This is a genomic window from Ralstonia sp. OTU4908, from assembly GCF_038440115.1.
In the GTDB taxonomy this organism is placed as follows: Bacteria; Pseudomonadota; Gammaproteobacteria; order Burkholderiales; family Burkholderiaceae; genus Ralstonia; species Ralstonia pickettii.
The window spans coordinates 142,276-161,428 of the sequence record NZ_JASATD010000006.1; the positions used below are offsets into that span (position 1 = coordinate 142,276).

Here is a 19,153-nt window from a genome sequence, read left to right on the forward strand (position 1 = left end):
TGGCGCCAAACGCGCCGTAGGGCAAGCCGGTATCATCGCCACTGTTCAGCAGGAGGCCCGGGCATCGGGTTGTATCCTGCCCGCGCATATTGCGTCAATCGGATTCCCAAGCGGGTTGTTATGGAACTGCAAGGCAAACATTTCGTCCTCGGCCTGACCGGCGGCATCGCGTGCTACAAGTCCGCCGAGCTGGTGCGGCTGTTGACCAAGGCCGGCGCGACCGTGCAGGTCGTGATGACCGAGGCCGCCGCGCACTTCATCACACCGGTGACGGTGCAGGCGCTTTCCGGCCGCCCGGTCTTTACGTCGCAGTGGGATGGCCGCATTGGCAACAACATGCCGCACATCGACCTGTCGCGCGAGGCCGATGCCATCGTCATCGCGCCAGCGTCCACCGACTTTATGGCCAAGCTCGCGCATGGCATGGCAGACGATCTGCTCTCTACGCTGTGCATCGCACGTGATTGCCCCCTGCTCGTGGCGCCCGCGATGAACCGGCAGATGTGGGCCGCACCAGCCACACAACGCAATGCCGCTCAACTGCGCGCCGACGACGTCACCCTGCTCGGCCCCGATGCCGGCGACCAGGCCTGCGGCGAAGTCGGCGACGGCCGCATGCTCGAGCCGGAAGACATCGTCGAGCAGCTCATTGGCTTCTTCCAGCCCAAGCTGCTGCGCGGCCACCGCGTGCTGTTGACGGCCGGCCCGACCTTCGAGCCGATCGACCCGGTGCGCGGCATCACGAATCTGTCCAGCGGTAAGATGGGCTTTGCGCTGGCGCGGGCCGCATCGCAGGCCGGTGCCGAAGTCGCGCTAGTCGCTGGTCCGTGCCATCAGGACACCCCTGCAGGCGTATTGCGCATCGATGTGCAAACCGCCCAGCAGATGCACGACGCCGTCATGCACGAACTGGATGCGGCGAAGAACGACATCTTCATTGCCGTGGCCGCCGTGGCCGATTGGCGTGTGGCACAGGCGGCAGAGCACAAGCTCAAGAAGCAGAGCGACGCCGACGTGCCCTCTCTTACGTTCACGCAGAACCCCGACATCCTGGCGGCTGTCGCACGCCGCCCGAATGCGCCGTTCTGCGTCGGTTTTGCGGCCGAAACGGAGCGCCTGGAGGAGTTTGGCGAGGCCAAGCGTCAGAAAAAAGGCATCCCGTTGCTGGTCGGCAATCTCGGCCATCAGACTTTCGGCCGCGACGACAATGAAGTCGCGCTCTTCGATGCAAAGGGGATCACGCGCCTGCCGCGTGCCGACAAGCTGACGCTCGCGCGCCAGATCGTCGCGGCCATCGCCGATCGCGTGCATGGGGCACAGTCATGAGCGCCGCGCCGATCCGCCTGTCCGTCCTCGATCAAAGCCCCGTCATCTACGGCCACAGCGCGCGCGATGCCATCGCCGCGACGGTCGACCTGGCGCAACTCACGGATGCGCTCGGCTACACGCGCTACTGGTGCGCCGAGCACCACGGCCTGCGTGGCGTCAGCAATCCGGCGCCGGAAGTGATGATCGCCCGCGTGGCGAGCGCCACGAAGCACCTGCGCGTCGGCTCCGGCGGTGTGATGCTGCCGTACTACAGCCCGTTCAAGTTGGCCGAGCAGTTCCGCCTGCTGGAGGCGCTGTTTCCGAACCGCATCGACCTGGGCGTCGGCCGCGCACCGGGCGGCGACATGCGTACCGCGCAGGCCGTAGCCATGGGTGACTACAACCGCGGCGACATCTTCCCGCAGCAGGTGCAGGAACTGATCTGGCACCTGACGGGCACGCTGCCGCCGGATCACCCCGCCTATGGCGTCATCCTGCAGCCCGAGATCGATACCCGACCCGAACTGTGGATGCTCGGCTCCAGCGATTTCGGCGGCGCGCTCGCAGCTCGCCTGGGCATCCGTTTCGCGTTCGCGCACTTCATCAATCCGCACGTCGGGCACATCGTCGCGCAGCAGTACCGCACCGATTTCGAACCCGGCTACGATGCACGCCCGTATAGCGCCGCCGCCATCTTCGTCATCGCCGCCGACACCGAAGCCGAGGCGCGCCGCTACGAGGCTGCGATTGATCTGCGCCGTGTGCAAATGGCGCTTGGCGTGAACGGCCCGATCCCCACCGTCGAACAAGGCGAAGCCCACGTCTACACCGAGCGCGACCAAGCCATCGTCATGCGCGAGCGCCCGCGCAGCATCATCGGCACGCCGGAATCCGTCGCCGAGCAGATGCATGCGCTCAAGGACCGCTTTGTGGCCGATGAACTGATCGTGCTGACCGTCGCACCGAGCTACAAGGCACGCCTGCGCTCCTACGAGCTGCTGGCCGACGCGTTTGCGCTACCATCTCCGGCTTCTGCAACCTCTTCGGCCAGCCCCGCATGAAACTCGACGTCAAGATCCTCGACGCCCGCCTGCACGAACAGCTCCCTCAGTACGCCACCACCGGCAGCGCCGGGTTGGACCTGCGCGCCTGCATCGATGCCCCGCTCACCATCGAGCCCGGCACCACGCACCTGGTCCCGACCGGCATGGCCATCCACCTGGCTGACCCGGGTTATGCCGCGCTGATCCTGCCGCGCTCGGGCATGGGCCACAAGCACGGCATCGTGCTCGGCAACCTGGTCGGGCTGATCGATTCGGACTATCAAGGCCAACTTATGGTCAGCACGTGGAACCGTGGCAGCACGGCATTCGTGCTCAATCCGATGGAGCGCCTTGCACAACTGGTGATCGTGCCGGTCGTGCAAGCCGAGCTGAACATCGTCGACGACTTTGCCGAGAGCGAGCGCGGTGCCGGTGGTTTCGGCAGCACCGGGCGCCACTGACAACATCGCCTACGCATAAGAAAAAAGGCCCGGAACTTCCGGGCCTTTTGTTTGGTGCGACAAGCTCGTCAGGCTTCCGCTTCTTCCTGGGCAGGTGCCGGCGGCGCTTCGTTCTCGGAGAACTCCAGCTTCACCGCATCCGCATCGTCCAGATCCACGACCACCTTTCCGCCATTCACCAGCTTGCCGAACAGCAGTTCGTCGGCCAGTGCCTTGCGGATCAGATCCTGAATCAAACGCTGCATCGGGCGCGCGCCCATCAGCGGGTCGAAGCCCTTCTTCGCCAGGAAGCGACGCAGCTTCTCGGTGAAGATGGCATCCACCTTCTTCTCGTGCAGTTGCTCTTCCAGCTGCATGAGGAACTTGTCGACCACGCGCATGATGATTTCCTCATCCAGCGAGCGGAAGCTGATGGTTGCGTCCAGACGGTTGCGGAACTCAGGCGTGAACATGCGCTTGATGTCGGCCATCTCGTCGCCCTGTTCGCGCGCCGTGGTGAAACCGATCGTTGCCTTGTTCATCGTCTCGGCGCCCGCATTGGTCGTCATGATGATGATCACGTTGCGGAAATCCGCCTTGCGGCCGTTGTTGTCCGTCAGCGCGCCGTGGTCCATCACCTGCAGCAGGATGTTGAAGATGTCCGGGTGCGCCTTCTCGATCTCGTCCAGCAGCAGCACGCAGTGCGGCTTCTTGGTCACGGCTTCTGTCAGCAGACCGCCTTGGTCGAAGCCCACGTAGCCCGGAGGCGCGCCGATCAGCCGGCTCACCGCATGGCGCTCCATGTACTCCGACATGTCGAAGCGGATCAGCTCGATGCCGAGGATGAACGCGAGCTGCTTGGCGACTTCCGTCTTGCCCACGCCCGTCGGGCCGCTGAACAGGAACGAGCCGATCGGCTTATCCGTCTTGCCTAGGCCGGCACGCGACATCTTGATGGCCGAAGCCAACGCATCGATGGCAGGGTCCTGCCCGAACACGACCGACTTCAGGTCGCGCTCCAGCGTCTGCAGCTTGCTGCGATCGTCCTGCGACACGCTTTGCGGCGGGACACGGGCGATGCGCGAGACGATGTCCTCGATCTCGCCCTTGCCGATCGTCTTCTTCTGCTTCGACTTCGGCAGGATCCGCTGCGCTGCACCGGCTTCGTCGATCACGTCGATCGCCTTGTCGGGCAGGTGACGATCGGTGATGAAGCGCGCCGACAATTCAGCCGCGGCGGTCAGCGCCGACGACGCGTACTTCACGCCATGGTGTTCTTCAAAGCGCGACTTCAGGCCACGCAGAATCTGCACGGTCTGATCGACCGTCGGCTCCACCACGTCGATCTTCTGGAAGCGGCGGGACAGTGCTGCGTCCTTCTCAAAGATGCCGCGGTATTCAGTGAACGTCGTCGCCCCGATGCATTTGAGCGCGCCCGACGACAGCGCCGGCTTGAGCAGATTGCTGGCGTCCAGCGTGCCGCCCGAAGCGGCGCCCGCGCCGATCAGCGTATGGATTTCGTCGATGAACAGGATCGCGTTGGGGTTGTCCTTGAGCGACTTCAGCACGCCCTTCAGGCGTTGCTCAAAGTCGCCGCGGTACTTGGTGCCGGCCAGCAGCGCGCCCATGTCGAGCGAGTAGACGACGGACTTCGCGAGAATGTCCGGCACTTCGCCCTTGGTGATGCGCCATGCCAGGCCCTCGGCGATGGCCGTCTTGCCGACACCGGCCTCGCCCACCAGCAGCGGATTGTTCTTGCGGCGGCGGCACAGCACCTGCACCACGCGCTCGACTTCCTGCTCGCGGCCGATCAGCGGATCGATCTTGCCGGCCTTGGCCAGCGCGTTCAGGTTCTGGGTGAACTGCTCGAGCGGGCTTTCCTTGCCGTCGCCGCCTTCGCCTTCAGGGTTGCCCTCGCCTTGCTTGGCGGGCTCAGCCTGATCCTTGCGGATACCGTGGCTGATGAAGTTGACGACGTCCAGCCGGGTCACGCCCTGTTGCTGGAGGTAGTACACCGCGTGCGAATCCTTCTCGCCGAAGATGGCCACCAGCACGTTCGCGCCCGTGACTTCCTTCTTGCCGTTGGAGGTCGATTGCACATGCATGATGGCGCGCTGGATCACGCGCTGGAAGCCGAGCGTCGGCTGCGTGTCCACCTCGTCCGTGCCGGGTACCACCGGGGTGTTGTCGGCGATGAAGTTCTTCAGGTGCGTGCGGAGGTCTTCGATGTTGGCAGCGCAGGCGCGAAGCACCTCGGCGGCCGTCGGGTTGTCCAGCAGCGCAAGCAGCAGATGCTCCACCGTAATGAATTCGTGGCGAGCCTGACGGGCTTCAACAAACGCCATATGCAGGCTGACTTCCAGTTCTTGCGCAATCATGCTTCCTCCATCACACACTGCAGCGGATGGCCCGCTTGCCGTGCATGGGTTGACACCAATTCCACTTTCGTCGCGGCGATATCCCGGGTGTAGAGACCGCACACGCCCTTACCTTCCCGATGCACCGTCAGCATGATTTGTGTGGCTGTTTCCCGGTCTTTGCTGAAGTATTGTTGAAGAATCATCACGACGAATTCCATCGGGGTGTAGTCGTCGTTAAGCAGCAGCACCTTGTACATCGCGGGCGGTTTGAGCGCTTGCTCTTTCCGCTCCAGGACGGTGCCTGCATCGTGTTGTGGAGTGGTCGCTTGCCGGATTGCCATGGTCCTATTCTAACCACTCCTTTCGAGTTCGCAATTTGGGGAAATAACGCCGACTTCAAGGTCTACAAACGGTTTGGCCCGTGCCGCGTGCGTCCGTCAGCCCTCGGGCGCGAAGGGTCTTGCCGCCTCCGCGCTGGCTGAAACCCGCGCAAGCGCCGCGCCCGAGATGCCAATCGTTTTCCGTACTTTGAGGCGATCGACCGGATTTCGAGCAAATCCTCTTCAGAAACTGACCGTTTTTCGCCACAAACCCACCGTTCGTGGCCTTGACAGTCTCTTACATTCCTCGAACAATCGAATTCAGCATGTGCTCTCTACTGCCCCGCAAACCGTTGGCAGTGAGCCACATGAATGGTGAGCCCGGGAGGCCTCACACCAGTCGACAACAGATCGACAACCGCTTCAGGCTGTGGTGTTTGCCACAAGAAGACCGATCGCTTGCGGCGCGGTTCCACCCGTGCCATTCGTCGTGCCCTGCGGGCCGGCGGCCGGGCGATGACTGCGCGGTACCGCTCTGCACTGCCCCGACAGGCACACCCCTCCCGGCTCGGACTTGTGTTTTAACGGAGGGGTTTTCATGGCACTCGGTACGGTCAAATGGTTTAACGACGCCAAGGGTTTCGGTTTCATCTCGCCTGACGAAGGCGGCGAAGAGCTGTTCGCGCATTTCTCGGCCATCCAAATGGCTGGCTTCAAGACGCTCAAGGAAAATCAGCGCGTCTCGTTTGAAGTGACGCAAGGCCCGAAGGGCAAGCAGGCCACCAACATCCAGGCTGCCTGATTGGCGTTGTGCGGCACCTTGCCGCATGGCGATGGTGCCCAAATGCAAAAAACCCGGCGACATGCCGGGTTTTTTGTTGCCCGGGCGCAGGACAATGACGGCGGTGCACCGCGCGCAACACGTCGTTTCGGACAACCCGGGTTCCATCGAGGGCACAAATGGCATCCTGACCGGCTCAGGCGGCAACACATTCGACCTGGGCAGCCTCAGATCGCAGATCAGCCGGCAGGCTTGCGACAAGATCCTGTCGCAGGGCACGCTGCTTTGGGCCGCGGCGCAGGCGAGCGCGCACTACACTGCAATATCGATTGACCGTTCGCCCGCCCCTTCTTCGCTCCCGAGGAACCTCATGCTGGAAACCGCCGCGCTGGCAGCCGGACTCTCCTGGACCAGCGGATTTCGACTCTATCTGGCCGTATTTGCTGCGGGCGTCCTGGGCCGCACGGGTTGGCTACATTTGCCGCCCGGGCTGCAGATGCTGGAATCGTGGTGGGTGATCGGCCTGGCCGGCGTGCTGGCGGTGGCGGAATTCCTGGCCGACAAGATTCCCGGTTTCGATTCCGTGTGGGATGGCATCCAGACCTTCATCCGCGTGCCTGCGGGTGCGATTCTGGCCGCCGCCGCGTTCGGGCAGCTCGATCCGCAATGGATGGTGGCTGCAGGACTGATCGGCGGGACGCTGGCCGGCACGGCGCATGCCACCAAGGCCGGCACGCGCGCACTGATCAACACGTCGCCGGAACCGTTCTCGAACTGGGTGGCGTCGTTCAGCGAAGACGTGGCCGCCAGCGGTGGTTTGTTGATGGCGTTTTTCCTGCCGATTGCGTTTCTGGTGGTGCTGGCGCTGCTGCTATTGGTATCGGCGTGGTTACTGCCCAAGCTGTGGCGCGGTGTGCGGCAGCTGCGCGATGCATTGCGCGGACGCTCGCCTGGGCCACAATCGCCCGGCACAACGCGGTTGCCGCACTGAGGCACCACCCGAACGCGCAGCGGCGAGACACAGCATCCGCGCCGCGCATGCGCATCCCCTAGGCAAATTCTGATTTATAGTTTCGCCCCTGCTCAGACGAAGCAGCCATCGGTACACTCGCGCCATCGCTTTCAGTGCCATAGAGAAAGTGATCGAGGTGTGGAAACCTCGTGCGTAACGGGTGAGGACCGAGCATAGGTTCTTGCCCTCGACTGCTATGGCTTGGCTTCGTCACCCTCCTGGGGCGAGCCAGGCATGAGCGGCTTCGGCCGCGCCGACTGTTACGCATCGGTTTTCCACCTTGCCTGTGCTCGCCCACCCCTCCACCAAGGGTTGGGCGCGGTTCCGTTCATCAGCTGAAAAGGAATGCCGTGACCCGCTCGATCTCCAAATCCGCCAATTCCCCGGCTGGCGATTCGCTCACCGAATATCAAAAAGGTGTTGGCGCCGCGCGTGAGTTTTTGCGTGCCCTGTCCGCGCGCGCCGCAGCCCCCAAGCATTCCGCAACGAGCACGGCGGACTTGCCAGAGCAACCCGAACACCCCTGCTGATCAATGGGCGAGGCCCGGCGCATGGGCCCGCAGCGCCGTTGTTGCAGCACCGGCGTTGGGGCTTGTTGGGGCTCGCCCACCCATTTTTTCGCGTGCGAACGCGGCCAGAACTGCGAGCGTCTGCGGATGGCCGTTGGCGGCGCGAAATAAAAAAACCCCGGCCAGCCGAAGCTGCCGGGGTTTTCCTTAGCATCACGGCCGAAGCCGCGAAGCGCGTGCTTACATATTGTCGATCATCACTTGACCGAAGCCCGAGCACGACACTTGGGTCGCGCCTTCCAGCAGACGGGCGAAGTCATACGTGACCTTCTTGGACAGGATCGACTTCTCGATCGACGAGATGATCAGGTCAGCGGCTTCCGTCCAGCCCATGTGACGCAGCATCATTTCGGCCGACAGGATTTCCGAACCCGGGTTCACGTAGTCCTTGCCTGCGTACTTGGGAGCCGTGCCGTGGGTGGCTTCGAACATCGCCACCGAATCCGACAGGTTGGCACCCGGGGCGATACCGATACCGCCAACTTGTGCAGCCAGGGCGTCGGAGATGTAGTCGCCGTTCAGGTTCAGCGTTGCCACCACCGAGTACTCGGCCGGACGCAGCAGGATCTGCTGCAGGAAGGCGTCGGCAATCGCGTCCTTGACGATGATTTCCTTGCCCGTCTTCGGGTTCTTGAACTTGCACCACGGGCCGCCGTCGATCAGCTCGGCGCCGAATTCCTTCTGTGCCAGCGCGTAGGCCCAGTCACGGAAACCACCTTCCGTGAACTTCATGATGTTGCCCTTGTGCACGATCGTGACCGACGGCTTGTCGTTGTCGATCGCATACTGGATGGCCTTGCGCACCAGACGCTCCGTGCCTTCGCGCGAAACCGGCTTCACGCCGATGCCCGACGTTTCCGGGAAGCGAATCTTCTTCACGCCGAATTCGTCTTGCAGAATCTTGATCAGCTTCTTGGCCTTGTCGCTCTGGGCTTCGAATTCGATACCGGCGTAGATGTCTTCCGAGTTCTCGCGGAAGATGACCATGTCGGTCTTCTCCGGCTCTTTGACCGGCGAAGGCACGCCCTTGAAATAGCGCACCGGGCGCAGGCAGACGTAGAGGTCCAGCTCCTGGCGCAGCGCCACGTTCAGCGAACGGATGCCGCCGCCCACCGGCGTCGTCAGCGGGCCCTTGATCGACACCACGTAGTCCTTCAGGACTTGCAGGGTCTCTTCCGGCAGCCACACGTCCGGGCCGTACACCTTGGTCGACTTCTCGCCGGCGTAGATTTCCATCCAGGAAATCTTGCGCTCGCCCTTGTAAGCCTTCTCAACCGCCGCGTCCACCACCTTGATCATCACCGGGGTGATGTCGAAGCCGGTGCCGTCACCTTCGATGTACGGAATGATCGGGTTGTTCGGAACGTTGAGGGAGAAGTCTTGGTTGACGGTGATCTTCTCGCCGGCCGGGACCTTGATGTGTTGATACATGGACGACTCCAGTGCAGACCGCAGGTAGCGGGTGGACGGTGGGGGTTGACAGCACAGCGCGCCGCTCTCGGGTTGGCCGGCGTGGCGCACTGCAATGAACTGGCGATTCTAACGGCCTACGATGACGCGCTCACGATGCACCGCACAAATCTCGCATCCCGCGCAGGCCGCAACTCTTATATAAGACACAAGAGTGAATTCCGCATTATGCCGGAAAATTTCACCATCCGCCATACTCCCGCACGTGGCGGCGCTGCTGTCAACTGGCGGGCAGACAGGCGTCGGAAGCCCGGCCGATCCGGGCTCGGGCATCGATCGATCCGGGGTCCGCTCCCAGCCGGGCATTCCAGGCATCCGCCAGTCGGGCCAACGCGGCGCGCAGGTCGAACGCGTTGTCGGCGTCGAGCAAACGGATCAGGCCCATGCCGTCCAGGCCAGGATTGCGCCGGACCAGCCATGCGAGCGTCTGGACGTGTTCGGCAAAGCGATCGTCAGCCTGGTGCAAATGGCTGAAACAGGCTAGACCGGCCTGGCGGTCCAGCGGAGCACCGCAGAGCGTCTGCGACACGAGCATGAAATCGTCGAGAGCGGAATCGCCATGCGAAGGCGGACGGAAGCCAGGCGCCGCGCCGAGCAGAAGCAACGTACCGCAGCCGAGGACAAAATCGCGGCGCCGGAAGTGAGCAGGCTTGGTGGGCTGGGCGGCCCCTGTGGGGCGGGGGGACGTCGGCGGAATAGACACGGTGGGCCTTGGGCAAAATCGGCTCGCAGTTTCAAGGCGCGGGCGCCGTCATCCAATCAGACCGGTCCGAAATGCTGCCGCGGCACACCGGGCACCGGGCATCTTTCTTGCGCAGCGCAACATGCGCCACATGGCGGATCAGGGCACACCGAAGCTTTTGCCCCACCTCACAAAAAATTCAGCGCGACATGTCAACGCGCCTGTAACGGGCTGCGTTATTGCAGATGACTCATTTAGCGGGTCGTTGGTTAACTCACTGATCTATAAAAGGATTCACCATGAAGAAGCTGATCGCTGCCCTGATCGCCGGCCTGTTCGCCACCGGTGTGTTCGCCCAAGCCTCCGCTCCGGCTGCTGACGCAGCTGCTGCTCCGGCTGCTGAAAAGGCTGCCCCGAAGGCCAAGAAGGCCAAGAAGCACCACCACAAGAAGGCTGCCAAGAAGGCTGCTGACGCTTCGGCTCCGGCTGCTGACGCCGCCAAGCAATAAGCTTGTGTTTCTGCCGGGCCCGCGTGGCTCGGCCGATACAGAAAAAGCAGGTGCTTATGCATCTGCTTTTTTTTTGCCCTCGCCTGCTGAGCGGAAACCCGGACGCGCATGCAGGGCTGTCAAAATAGCGCCATCAAGCTTGAGTACCTTGCCCACTCCTCACAACAAGAAACAGGGATGGCGCAATGGAATTCCGATCGATGTTCGCTCCGGTGCGACGAAAACGCACCGTGTTCACGATGCTCTCTCTTGCCGCGCTGGCCGCTGCCGCTGTAATTGCAGGCTGCGGTGGCTCGTCGTCCGATTCGACGCCGGTGTCGACGGCCACGCCTTCGGATGCGGCCACGGCTGACGCCAACATCCAGGCCGCATGGGTGGAAATCGGCGACAGCAACCAGGCTGTCGTGCGCGCCGTCACGAGCTATACGAACAGCGCCTCGCCCGTCGACAGCTCGGTCTGCCCGCTGCTGACGGTGGACGGCACCTCCACGCGCATGACGCTGCGTGTGGCGGCCGGCACGCCGGCGCAACGCACCACGGCCAGCGCCGCCAGCGATTCGAAAGCCTCGTCGTTCCCTGTGAATGCCTGCGAAGCCACCGTGGCCTCCACGGCCAAGGCCGCGTCGATCGGCGCGCGCGTGCTGCCGCTGCCCAAGGCCAACCCGCAGCGCGTGGTGATCCTGGCGGACACCGGCTGCCGCATGAAGAAGTCGAGCAACACGTTCCAGTCGTGTAACGACCCGCTGTCGTGGCCGTTTGCGAGCGCTGCCGCCACGGCCGCCAAGATGAACCCGGACCTCGTCCTGCACGTGGGCGACTACCACTACCGCGAAAACGCCTGCCCGCCTGACGTGGCCGGCTGCCAGGGCAGCCCCTGGGGATACGGCTGGGATACGTGGCAGGCCGACCTGTTCCAGCCCGCCGCTCCGCTGATGGCTGCGGCCCCGTGGGTGCTGGTCCGCGGCAACCACGAGGAATGCGCGCGCGCCGGCCAAGGCTGGTACCGCTTCCTGGATCCACGCCCGTACTCCACCGCCCGCTCTTGCGACGACCCGGCCAACGACACCGCTGCCAACGCGTCGGACCCATACGCCGTAGCGCTCGGCAGCGACACGCAGGTCATCGTGTTCGATTCGGCCAAGGCCGGCACGACGGCATTGGCGACGACCGACCCGTGGTTCCAGACCTACCAGAAGCAGTTCAGCACGGTGGGCACGCTGGCCGCCAAGCCGGGCGTGATGTCGATCTTCACGAACCACCATCCGATCCTGGGCTTCGTGCCCATCGCGGGCAGCACGCCGCTGGGCGGCAATGCGGCGCTGCTGTCGGTCATGAACAGCCTGAACGCCACGGCGTATTACCCGCCGGGCGTGCAGGTCGCGCTGCACGGCCACGTGCATGACTTCCAGGCAATCAACTTCACCAGCAACCACCCCGCGACCATTGTTGCCGGCAACGCCGGCGATTCGCTCGACGTGGCCCTGCCCGATCCGTTCCCGGCTATCAGCCCGGCTTCGGGGGTAACGGTGGGCAGCATCTCGCACAACAACTCGTTCGGCTTCATGGTGATGGACCGCCAGCCCGCGCCCGCCAAGGGCTGGTTGTTCAAGGCCTACACCGTAGCCGGCAAGCTGCTGACAACGTGCACGCAGAACGGCACGAGCCTGGTGTGCGACAAGACAGGCTTCGTCGCACCTTGAAGCACCTGCGCACCGCGCTGTGGATTGCCGCCGCACTCTGCTCGGGTGCGGCGGCAGCTGAATCGATCGGCTTGACGCTCAGGCTGGACGCCGTGCCGCCGCCCGCCGAGTCGACCGCGTTCAAGCCGGACCCGAACCTCGTCGCGCTCGGCAAGCGGGTGTTTTTCGATCCGCGCCTGTCGGAGCCGCAAGGCACGTCGTGCGCGGCGTGCCATGACCCCGGCCGCGCCTTCGCGCCGACGCTGAAGGGCGAGGCGCTACGCATCGGCGTGCCGGCCGGCAGCCGCCCCGGGCACGTGGCGGCACGCAACGCGCCGTCGCTGCTGTATCTGCGCTACATCCCGCATCGCTATTTCTTCCAGGACGACGACGCCAGCTTCCCGTCGCCGTTCGGTGGCTTCTTTGCCGATGGCCGCGCAGACTCCATCCCGGAACAGATTCGCGGCCCGCTGTTCAACCCGGACGAAATGGGCAACCGATCAGCGCGCGACCTGCAGCGCAAGGTGGCCGGCACCGACCTTGGCGAGGCATTTGCAAAACAGTTCGGCGCCAATGCGGTGCATGAGCCCGAACGCCTGGTCAGCGTGCTGGGCAAGGCGCTGGAGGCCTATTTCCAGAGCGACGAGCTGGCGCCGTTCACCTCCCGCTTCGACGATTTCCTGCGCAAGCGCACGCCACTTTCCGCCGCCGAGATGCGCGGCCTCGCCCTGTTCCGCAATCCGGACAAAGGCAACTGTGCGTCGTGCCATCTGATGGTGGAATCGTCTTCGCGGCCGGAGCGGTCCCTGTTCACGGATTTCGGCTACGACGCCATCGCCGTGCCGCGCAACCCGCTGCTGCCCGCCAACAAGGACGCACGCCACTTCGACGTCGGCCTGTGCCAGACCGCCCGCACGCTCAAATGGCCGGAGCCCGATCAGTGGTGCGGCTACTTCCGCACGGCGGGCCTGCGCAACGTGGCGGTGCGCCAGACGTTCATGCACAACGGCGTGTTCCGCACCCTGCGCGACACGGTGGCCTTCTATGCCACACGCTCCACCGACCCCGCGCAGTGGTACCCCGGCGGCAAGCGCTTCAACGATGTGCCGGCCAAGTACCAGGGCAACATCAACGTGAATGCCGTGCCGATGAACCGCCGCCCCGGCACCACGCCTGCGCTGACGGAAGACGAAATTGACGACATCGTTGCATTCCTGCGCACGCTCACCGATGCGCGGTATGTGGCGCTGATGCCCGATCCGGCAGCCGACAAGGCGCGCGCTGCGCATGCGCCAAAGGTGGCCGCGAAGACGGTCGCCCTCGAACGTCAGCCTCCCGCGGGCACCAACACGCGGTAACAACTTCGTCGCACAGCCCGCCGCCGTTTCATTGACGGCGGCTGGCCGAGTGCCGATCATGGAGCGTTTCTTTTCTGATCCGTTCGCGCCATGACCACCCTGTCCCGCCTCTTCGCCGCTCTGTCGCTGGCCGTTGCCGCCACCGTAGCCCTCGCCCAGACACCCGCCGCGCCCACCGCCCCCAATACCGGCCTGCCCGTGGTCGACCTGACCATCGGCATGTACAAGGTCAAGGCCGAGGTGGCGGCCACCCCGCAAACGCGCGAGACCGGTCTGATGTTCCGCAAGTCCATGCCCGATACCGCGGGCATGCTGTTCGTGTTCGATGAATCCGCCGGCCACTGCTTCTGGATGAAGAACACCGACCTGCCGCTGTCCATCGCCTTCATCACCGACGACGGCACCATCTCCGACATTGCCGAGATGAAGCCGCAGACCGAAGACAACCACTGCCCCACCCGGGCCGGCAGCTACGCGCTGGAAATGAACAAGGGCTGGTTTGCACGCAAGGGCGTCAAGCCCGGCATGAAGGTGGGCGGGCTGCCGCGCTAAGGCCCACGCCCATACAACAACAGAGAGGAGACCGCCGCATGCACGCCTTCGACAACAACCGTCGCCGCTGGATGCAGCAGGCCGGCGCGCTGGCCGCGGGTGCGGCGTCCGCCGGTTTGCCGCTGCATGCCCTGGCCGCCGATGCGCCCAAGAAGGGCACGCGCTTGATCTTGCTGGGCACGGCAGGCGGGCCCACGCCCAAGAAGAATCGCTCGGCGCCGGCACAGGTGATCGTCATCAACGGCGTGTCGTACGTGGTCGATTGCGGCAACGGTGTCGCACGCCAGTATGTGACGGCGGGCCTCAAGCTCAAGGACATCCGCCACGTCTTCCTCACGCATCAGCACTCCGACCACAACGCCGATTACGGCACGCTGATGCTGCTGGCGTGGGCCACCGACCTGACCGGCCCCGTTGACGCCTGGGGCCCGCCCCCGCTGGCCGCCATGACGACCAAGTTCCTGGAGCTGTACGACTACGACATCCGCACGCGCATTGCCGATGAGGGCCGTCCGCCGCTGGCGCCGATGATTCATCCGCACGAAATCAGCGAAGGCGGGCTGGTCATGCAGGACGCCAACGTGAAGGTAACGAGCGCGCTGGTCAAGCACCCGCCAGTGTCGCCGGCATTTGCGTTTCGCTTTGATTCGGCAGACCGGTCCATCGTCATCTCCGGCGATACGGCACCGAGCGAAAACCTCGTGCGCCTGGCGTACGGCGCCGATGTGCTCGTTCATGAGGTGATGCACCTGCCGTCGCTCGACAAGCTGCTGTCCACCGAGCCGAACGCCAAGACGCTGCGCGAGCATCTGCTGGCGAGCCACACCTCCACCGATGAGGTCGGCCGCATCGCTACCGAGGCCAAGGTGAAGACGCTGGTGCTGTCGCACTTCGTGCCCGGCGGGTACCCGTATCTGGAAGATTCAGTCTGGCTCGATGCCGTACGCCCGCACTTCAAGGGCGAGATCATCGTCGGGCACGATCTGCAGGAAATTTAAGGCCGGCCGCTGGTGGCTTCGCTGCAATCGCGGTAGAGCTGATTGCGGCCGCCGGGCAGGGTCTCGTCGGTGAGGAAGCCGGTGGGGCCCTTCGTCCACCACACATATTGGCCCGACGCATACCGCGCACCCGAAGCGGCCATCACGTTGGCAAAGACCAGCGTCTTGCCGTTGAGCGTCATGGCGGCCAGCGGGGTGTCGCCCACCGTCATGTATTTCACGAGCAGTGTCTTGCCGCCTTCGCACGTGTAGCGCACGTCGTGCGGGTCTTTGATCGGCAACGCCGAATACGCACGCGCCTGATCGATGGCCTTGTTGAGACCGGCCTTGGCAAAGTCGAGAGCCGTGTTCAGATCGTCGGACGACATACCGGGCACCGGCGATTGCTGGGCGGCGGCGATACCGCTAAATGCGCCGGCGCCCAGCGCCAGCCCGAACATCACTGCAGTTGCGAAACGACGCATGGATCCGTCTCCTGAGAATGGTCAGCGCAAGTCGGTTAGTCCGCTGCGTCGCTGTCAGGTTCGGTGGGCTTGAGCACGAATGCTGTCGGCTCGACGCGCTGCGGGAGTTCATCGGACAGCGCACGCGCGGCCTCGGCAAAGCACTGCACTAGGCTGTCGGCCAACGATGACGGCGCATGATGCTCGGCTCGCATGGCGCGCACGTCAAACGTCTGCGCGGGCTCCAGCGCGAATAGCGCGATGCGCTCCATGCTGCCGGTGGCGGCCGTGAATTGATCGAGCATCGTCACGCCGAGCGACTCCTCCACCAGCGAACGCGCCAGCGAATACGTCTGCACTTCCAACGTCGACTGCGGCGCCAGCCCGCCGCGCGCCAATGTCTGCCCGACCAGCGAGCCAAGCGAGATCTGGTCTTCCAGTCCGATGAACGGCTTCTCGGCAAGGAGCTTATGCAGCGCGCGGCCGTCCGTCTTGCCGCCCACCCAGGCGCGCGGCGCGGCCAGGAGGATGCGACCCTGCGCGACCGGCGTGGTGCTGATGGCCGGATGCACGGGCGGCGCAAAGGCAAAACCGACGTCGATGTCCTGTGAGAGCAACCCCTGCACGATCTCGGCCGTGTGATGCGTGAACACGCGCACCAGCGTATCGGGATGGCGCTGCGAGAAACGCCGCACGGCAGGCGCGAGGATGCTTGGGGCCAGGCTGGGCGTTGCCGCCACGCGCAAGCGCCCGGCGCCCTTGTGACGCAGATTGGCCGACACGCGCCGCACGCGCTCGACCTCCTGGTACAACCGCTCGACTTCGCTGAACAGCTCGAACGCCTCCGCGGTGGGCTGCAGGCGGCCCTTGGTGCGGTCAAACAGGCGGAAGCCGAGTTGCAGCTCGGTGTGCTGCAGCACACGCGTCACCACGGGCTGCGACACGTTCAGCATGCGCGCCGCCTCGCTGACAGTCCCGACCAGCATCACGGCGCGGAAGACTTCAATCTGGCGCAGACGCATGGCCGCCGGTCCTCTCAATCCGAATAGGGAAGCGCCGATTGTGACATCCAGCGCCGGTCTTCGGCTAGGCGGGTGCCGGTGTGGCGGAAGCGCCCTCCGCTTCCAGCGCATCCAGAAACACGCGCACCTTGCGCGGCACCAGCTTGCGAGCCGGCATCAGCGCGTAGACGCGCAGCGCGGTCAGCTCGAAATCGGGCAGCACGCGCACGAGCCTGCCGGCCGCGACTTCCGTATCGCCCACGGAGCGCGCCATGCGTGCCACGCCCAGGCCGCGCACGGCGGCGCGGGCGCGCATTTCGGCGTTCAGGGTCTGCAGGCGCGGCTGGATCGGGACTTCGATCGGCTCGGCCGTCGGCTCGCCGATGGGGCGGAAGGCCCAGCTCGCGTCGTCGGGGCCCGAAAGGCAGGGCCAGCCGGCGAGGTCTGCTGGCGTCTTCAGCGGGGGGCGTTCCGCCAACAAGGTCGGCGACGCATACAAACCGCGCGGGATCAGCACCACGCGACGCGCCACCAGCGAGGAATCCGGCAGCACCTGATCGACCATCACGAAGACAATGTCGTAGCCACTGGCCAGCAGGTCGGGCTGTTCCCACGAGATGTGCACCTGGATTTGCAGATGCGGATATTTCTCCAGCGTGCGGCACACGGGTTCGGTCAGGTGCTGCGCACCGACTTCGTACGGCGCAGCGATACGCAGCGTGCCGGCCACGGTCTCGCTGGCCGCGGTGGTGTCGGCGTGCACTTCGCGCAGGCGCTCGAACAGCGGCGCGATGTCGTCGTAGAAGTGCGAGCCCGCTTCGGTCAGCCGCAACTGTCGCGTGGTGCGCGTCATGAGCCGCACGCCCAGCCCGGCTTCCAGCCGTGAAACGGCGGCGCTGGCGGTCGATTTGGGGATGCCCAGCGCCTCGGCGGCGGCGGTAAAGCTGCCGGCCTCCACCACGCGGCAGAAGGTTTCCCAATCGTTCCACTCCATTGTTCGCATGACTGGACAGTGTTCCTAGAGTTGGCCGTTTATCCGGCTGGCGGGCAAGTTTAAGCTCGGGCACATGTCGCTGCAAATCCTCAAACCCGCGTCCCTGCGGGCGTTTCCCCACTTTTCTTCGGCGCGCGTCCACGCTTTTGGGCTGACGATGGGCCTGTCCACAGGTCTCGATTTTGTCTCGTCGCAGATGTTCGCCGTGGCGGGCCAGCACATCCAGGGCGGTGTGCATGCGAGCCCCGAGGCGTATCTATACGCCGTCACAGCGTATGCCGTGGCGGCCGTGGTCGCCAACCTCGCCATCGGCCGCATTGCCGCGCACGTGGGCTACCGGATGTATTCGCTGGCGGGCATCGTGCTGTTCGCCATCGGCTGCGTGGTGTGCGCCGAGTCCAACAACATCGGCGAGCTCGTCATCGGACGGACTATCCAGGGCCTGGGTGCGGGCGGCCTGTTTTCGGCATCGCGCATCCTGGTGCAACTCGCGGCCGAGCCCGACGAACGCATTCCGCCGATGCTGATGTTCAGTGTCGGCCTGTTCGGGCTGACCACGATTGCGCCGTGGATCTGCGCCGAAGTGCTGGAATACAGCGAATGGCGCGTGATCTTCTGGATCGAACTGGCGCTCGCCGGCGCGGCATGGATGGCGGTGTTCTTCCTGCCGCCCGAGCATCATCAGCCGCGCACACGCGCCGCACGCCGCCCCGATGCAGCACCGCCGCAACAAAGCCAATGGGATTGGATTGGCGTGGGTGCGATGGCCATCGGCGCGCTGTCGTTCCTGATGGGCCTGTCAGAGCTGCGCTACAGCCGGCTGACGGCCTCGCCTTTGATTCCGCTGCTGTTGCTGGGCGGCACGGCTTCTTTGCTGCTGGCCATCCACCGCCTGCGCACGCACCCAGACCCGTGGCTCGATCTCTCGCGGCTGAACGGCCGCCGCTACCTGTGGGGCATTGGTTTCTACGGCATCTATTACTTGATGAGCGGGTACTGGTCGTACCTCTTTCCGGCGGTATCGCAAGGCGGCCTGGGTTTTACGTTCCGCACGACCACGCTGTTCCTGATGATCAGCGGGGCAGTGTCGACCGTGGTAGCCGTCGCCATGACCGCCTGGTTGCCGTTCTTCTTCCGCAAGCGGCGCTTCATCGCCATCGGCTTTGCCGTGTACGCGGCAGCGGCGCTGCTGCTGGCAACAAGCCTGATGCCGGGCGCGCCGGACTACGCGTTCTTCCCCGTGTCGATTCTGGAAGGCATCACGCCGGGCGCGGTGATGATCCAGGTGGCGATGATGACGTACCTCGATCTCGACCGCGAAGACTTTGCGCACGGCTACCAGATGAAGAACATTGCGCGCCAATTCGCGACCGCGGTAGGCACGGGGCTGGCGGCGGTGTCGCTGCAGACGCAGCAGGCGGAATCGCGCTCACTCATCGTGGCGCACGTCACGCGGTTCACCTCAGACCTGCAAGCTGCCAACCCGCTCACGCCCGAGCGGTTGGCAAGCCTCTCTGCCGAAATCGATCGGCAAGCGACGTTGTTGGCAGGCACGCAACTCTTCAGCTGGTTTGCCGTGGCATGCAGTGTGTTTGCCGTACTCGTGTTGGTGCAGCGCTCCCTGCGCTGAACCC

Annotated in this window: 19 protein-coding genes and 1 pseudogene; 13 read left to right on the forward strand and 7 right to left on the reverse strand. The window is 64.5% G+C overall.

From position 1 onward, the window contains the following. The first annotated feature begins 120 nt into the window (after positions 1-120). Genes coaBC through dut form a run of 3 tightly spaced genes read left to right on the forward strand, consistent with a single transcriptional unit; the run spans position 121 to position 2,812 of the window. On the forward strand, positions 121-1,326 hold the full coding sequence (gene coaBC, locus AAHM38_RS07865) for a bifunctional phosphopantothenoylcysteine decarboxylase/phosphopantothenate--cysteine ligase CoaBC (RefSeq protein ID WP_116575475.1): 1,206 nt from the start codon (positions 121-123) through the stop codon (positions 1,324-1,326). Further along, entirely contained in the window at positions 1,323-2,369 is a 1,047-nt protein-coding gene (locus tag AAHM38_RS07870; protein ID WP_116575476.1) for an LLM class flavin-dependent oxidoreductase, read from the forward strand. Before coaBC ends, AAHM38_RS07870 begins: the two co-directional genes overlap by 4 nt. Next, positions 2,366-2,812 (forward strand): dUTP diphosphatase, encoded by a 447-nt coding sequence (gene dut / locus AAHM38_RS07875; RefSeq protein ID WP_024974963.1) that lies wholly within the window; start codon positions 2,366-2,368, stop codon positions 2,810-2,812. The genes AAHM38_RS07870 and dut overlap by 4 nt, the downstream gene beginning before the upstream one ends. A 68-nt stretch (positions 2,813-2,880) precedes the next feature. On the opposite strand, the gene clpA is transcribed toward dut, so the two are convergent. After that, complete coding sequence (gene clpA / locus AAHM38_RS07880) at positions 2,881-5,169, reverse strand: ATP-dependent Clp protease ATP-binding subunit ClpA (RefSeq protein WP_012762704.1); 2,289 nt, start codon at positions 5,167-5,169, stop codon at positions 2,881-2,883. Beyond that, on the reverse strand, positions 5,166-5,492 hold the full coding sequence (clpS, locus tag AAHM38_RS07885) for an ATP-dependent Clp protease adapter ClpS (protein ID WP_004631954.1): 327 nt from the start codon (positions 5,490-5,492) through the stop codon (positions 5,166-5,168). The genes clpA and clpS overlap by 4 nt, the downstream gene beginning before the upstream one ends. A 577-nt stretch (positions 5,493-6,069) precedes the next feature. On the opposite strand from clpS, the gene AAHM38_RS07890 reads away from it, so the two are divergent. The 4 genes and pseudogenes from AAHM38_RS07890 (at position 6,070) to AAHM38_RS07905 (ending at position 7,794) form a co-directional block, all read left to right on the forward strand. Continuing rightward, on the forward strand, positions 6,070-6,273 hold the full coding sequence (locus AAHM38_RS07890; RefSeq protein ID WP_004631953.1) for a cold-shock protein: 204 nt from the start codon (positions 6,070-6,072) through the stop codon (positions 6,271-6,273). 94 nt (positions 6,274-6,367) lie between these two features. Next, positions 6,368-6,520: pseudogene (locus AAHM38_RS07895) on the forward strand (DUF2501 domain-containing protein); the annotation flags it as partial. Positions 6,521-6,622: 102 nt separating this feature from the next. Then, entirely contained in the window at positions 6,623-7,243 is a 621-nt protein-coding gene (locus AAHM38_RS07900) for a DUF4126 domain-containing protein (RefSeq protein WP_004631947.1), read from the forward strand. A 371-nt stretch (positions 7,244-7,614) separates the two neighbouring features. Next, complete coding sequence (locus AAHM38_RS07905) at positions 7,615-7,794, forward strand: hypothetical protein (RefSeq protein WP_009277417.1); 180 nt, start codon at positions 7,615-7,617, stop codon at positions 7,792-7,794. Between the two features lie 219 nt (positions 7,795-8,013). Here the strand turns inward: AAHM38_RS07905 and icd are convergent, their stop codons facing one another. Together icd and AAHM38_RS07915 are read right to left on the reverse strand one after the other, a co-directional pair. After that, on the reverse strand, positions 8,014-9,264 hold the full coding sequence (gene icd / locus AAHM38_RS07910) for an NADP-dependent isocitrate dehydrogenase (protein WP_004631917.1): 1,251 nt from the start codon (positions 9,262-9,264) through the stop codon (positions 8,014-8,016). Between the two features lie 259 nt (positions 9,265-9,523). Continuing rightward, on the reverse strand, positions 9,524-10,006 hold the full coding sequence (locus tag AAHM38_RS07915) for a sugar dehydrogenase complex small subunit (RefSeq protein ID WP_179817529.1): 483 nt from the start codon (positions 10,004-10,006) through the stop codon (positions 9,524-9,526). A gap of 278 nt (positions 10,007-10,284) precedes the next feature. On the opposite strand from AAHM38_RS07915, the gene AAHM38_RS07920 reads away from it, so the two are divergent. The 5 genes from AAHM38_RS07920 to AAHM38_RS07940 all read left to right on the forward strand — a co-directional run bounded on the left by AAHM38_RS07920 (position 10,285) and on the right by AAHM38_RS07940 (position 15,081). Next, the gene (locus AAHM38_RS07920) at positions 10,285-10,494 is read left to right on the forward strand and encodes a hypothetical protein (protein WP_009241324.1); all 210 of its coding nucleotides are present in this window, start codon (positions 10,285-10,287) and stop codon (positions 10,492-10,494) included. 185 nt (positions 10,495-10,679) lie between these two features. Beyond that, positions 10,680-12,194 carry a metallophosphoesterase gene (locus AAHM38_RS07925; RefSeq protein WP_116575478.1) on the forward strand — a complete coding sequence of 505 codons (1,515 nt, stop codon included), beginning with the start codon at positions 10,680-10,682 and terminating at the stop codon, positions 12,192-12,194. Further along, positions 12,191-13,531 (forward strand): cytochrome-c peroxidase, encoded by a 1,341-nt coding sequence (locus AAHM38_RS07930; protein ID WP_116575479.1) that lies wholly within the window; start codon positions 12,191-12,193, stop codon positions 13,529-13,531. Before AAHM38_RS07925 ends, AAHM38_RS07930 begins: the two co-directional genes overlap by 4 nt. A gap of 90 nt (positions 13,532-13,621) precedes the next feature. Then, positions 13,622-14,083, forward strand: a complete 462-nt coding sequence (locus tag AAHM38_RS07935; RefSeq protein ID WP_116575480.1) for a DUF192 domain-containing protein — start codon at positions 13,622-13,624, stop codon at positions 14,081-14,083. 38 nt (positions 14,084-14,121) lie between these two features. Then, entirely contained in the window at positions 14,122-15,081 is a 960-nt protein-coding gene (locus AAHM38_RS07940; RefSeq protein WP_009241327.1) for an MBL fold metallo-hydrolase, read from the forward strand. Here AAHM38_RS07940 and AAHM38_RS07945 read toward each other — a convergent pair. The 3 genes from AAHM38_RS07945 to AAHM38_RS07955 form a co-directional block, all read right to left on the reverse strand. Beyond that, positions 15,078-15,545: an MliC family protein gene (locus AAHM38_RS07945; protein WP_116575481.1), complete on the reverse strand. Its 468-nt coding sequence runs from the start codon at positions 15,543-15,545 to the stop codon at positions 15,078-15,080. The genes AAHM38_RS07940 and AAHM38_RS07945 overlap by 4 nt on opposite strands. A 35-nt stretch (positions 15,546-15,580) precedes the next feature. After that, entirely contained in the window at positions 15,581-16,546 is a 966-nt protein-coding gene (locus AAHM38_RS07950) for a LysR family transcriptional regulator (protein WP_009241329.1), read from the reverse strand. Between the two features lie 64 nt (positions 16,547-16,610). Further along, on the reverse strand, positions 16,611-17,519 hold the full coding sequence (locus AAHM38_RS07955) for a LysR family transcriptional regulator (RefSeq protein ID WP_116575482.1): 909 nt from the start codon (positions 17,517-17,519) through the stop codon (positions 16,611-16,613). Between the two features lie 73 nt (positions 17,520-17,592). Here AAHM38_RS07955 and AAHM38_RS07960 point away from each other — a divergent pair, with 73 nt between their 5' ends. Continuing rightward, positions 17,593-19,149, forward strand: coding sequence for an MFS transporter (locus AAHM38_RS07960; RefSeq protein ID WP_116575483.1), 1,557 nt, complete (start codon positions 17,593-17,595; stop codon positions 19,147-19,149). Positions 19,150-19,153 lie beyond the last annotated feature (4 nt).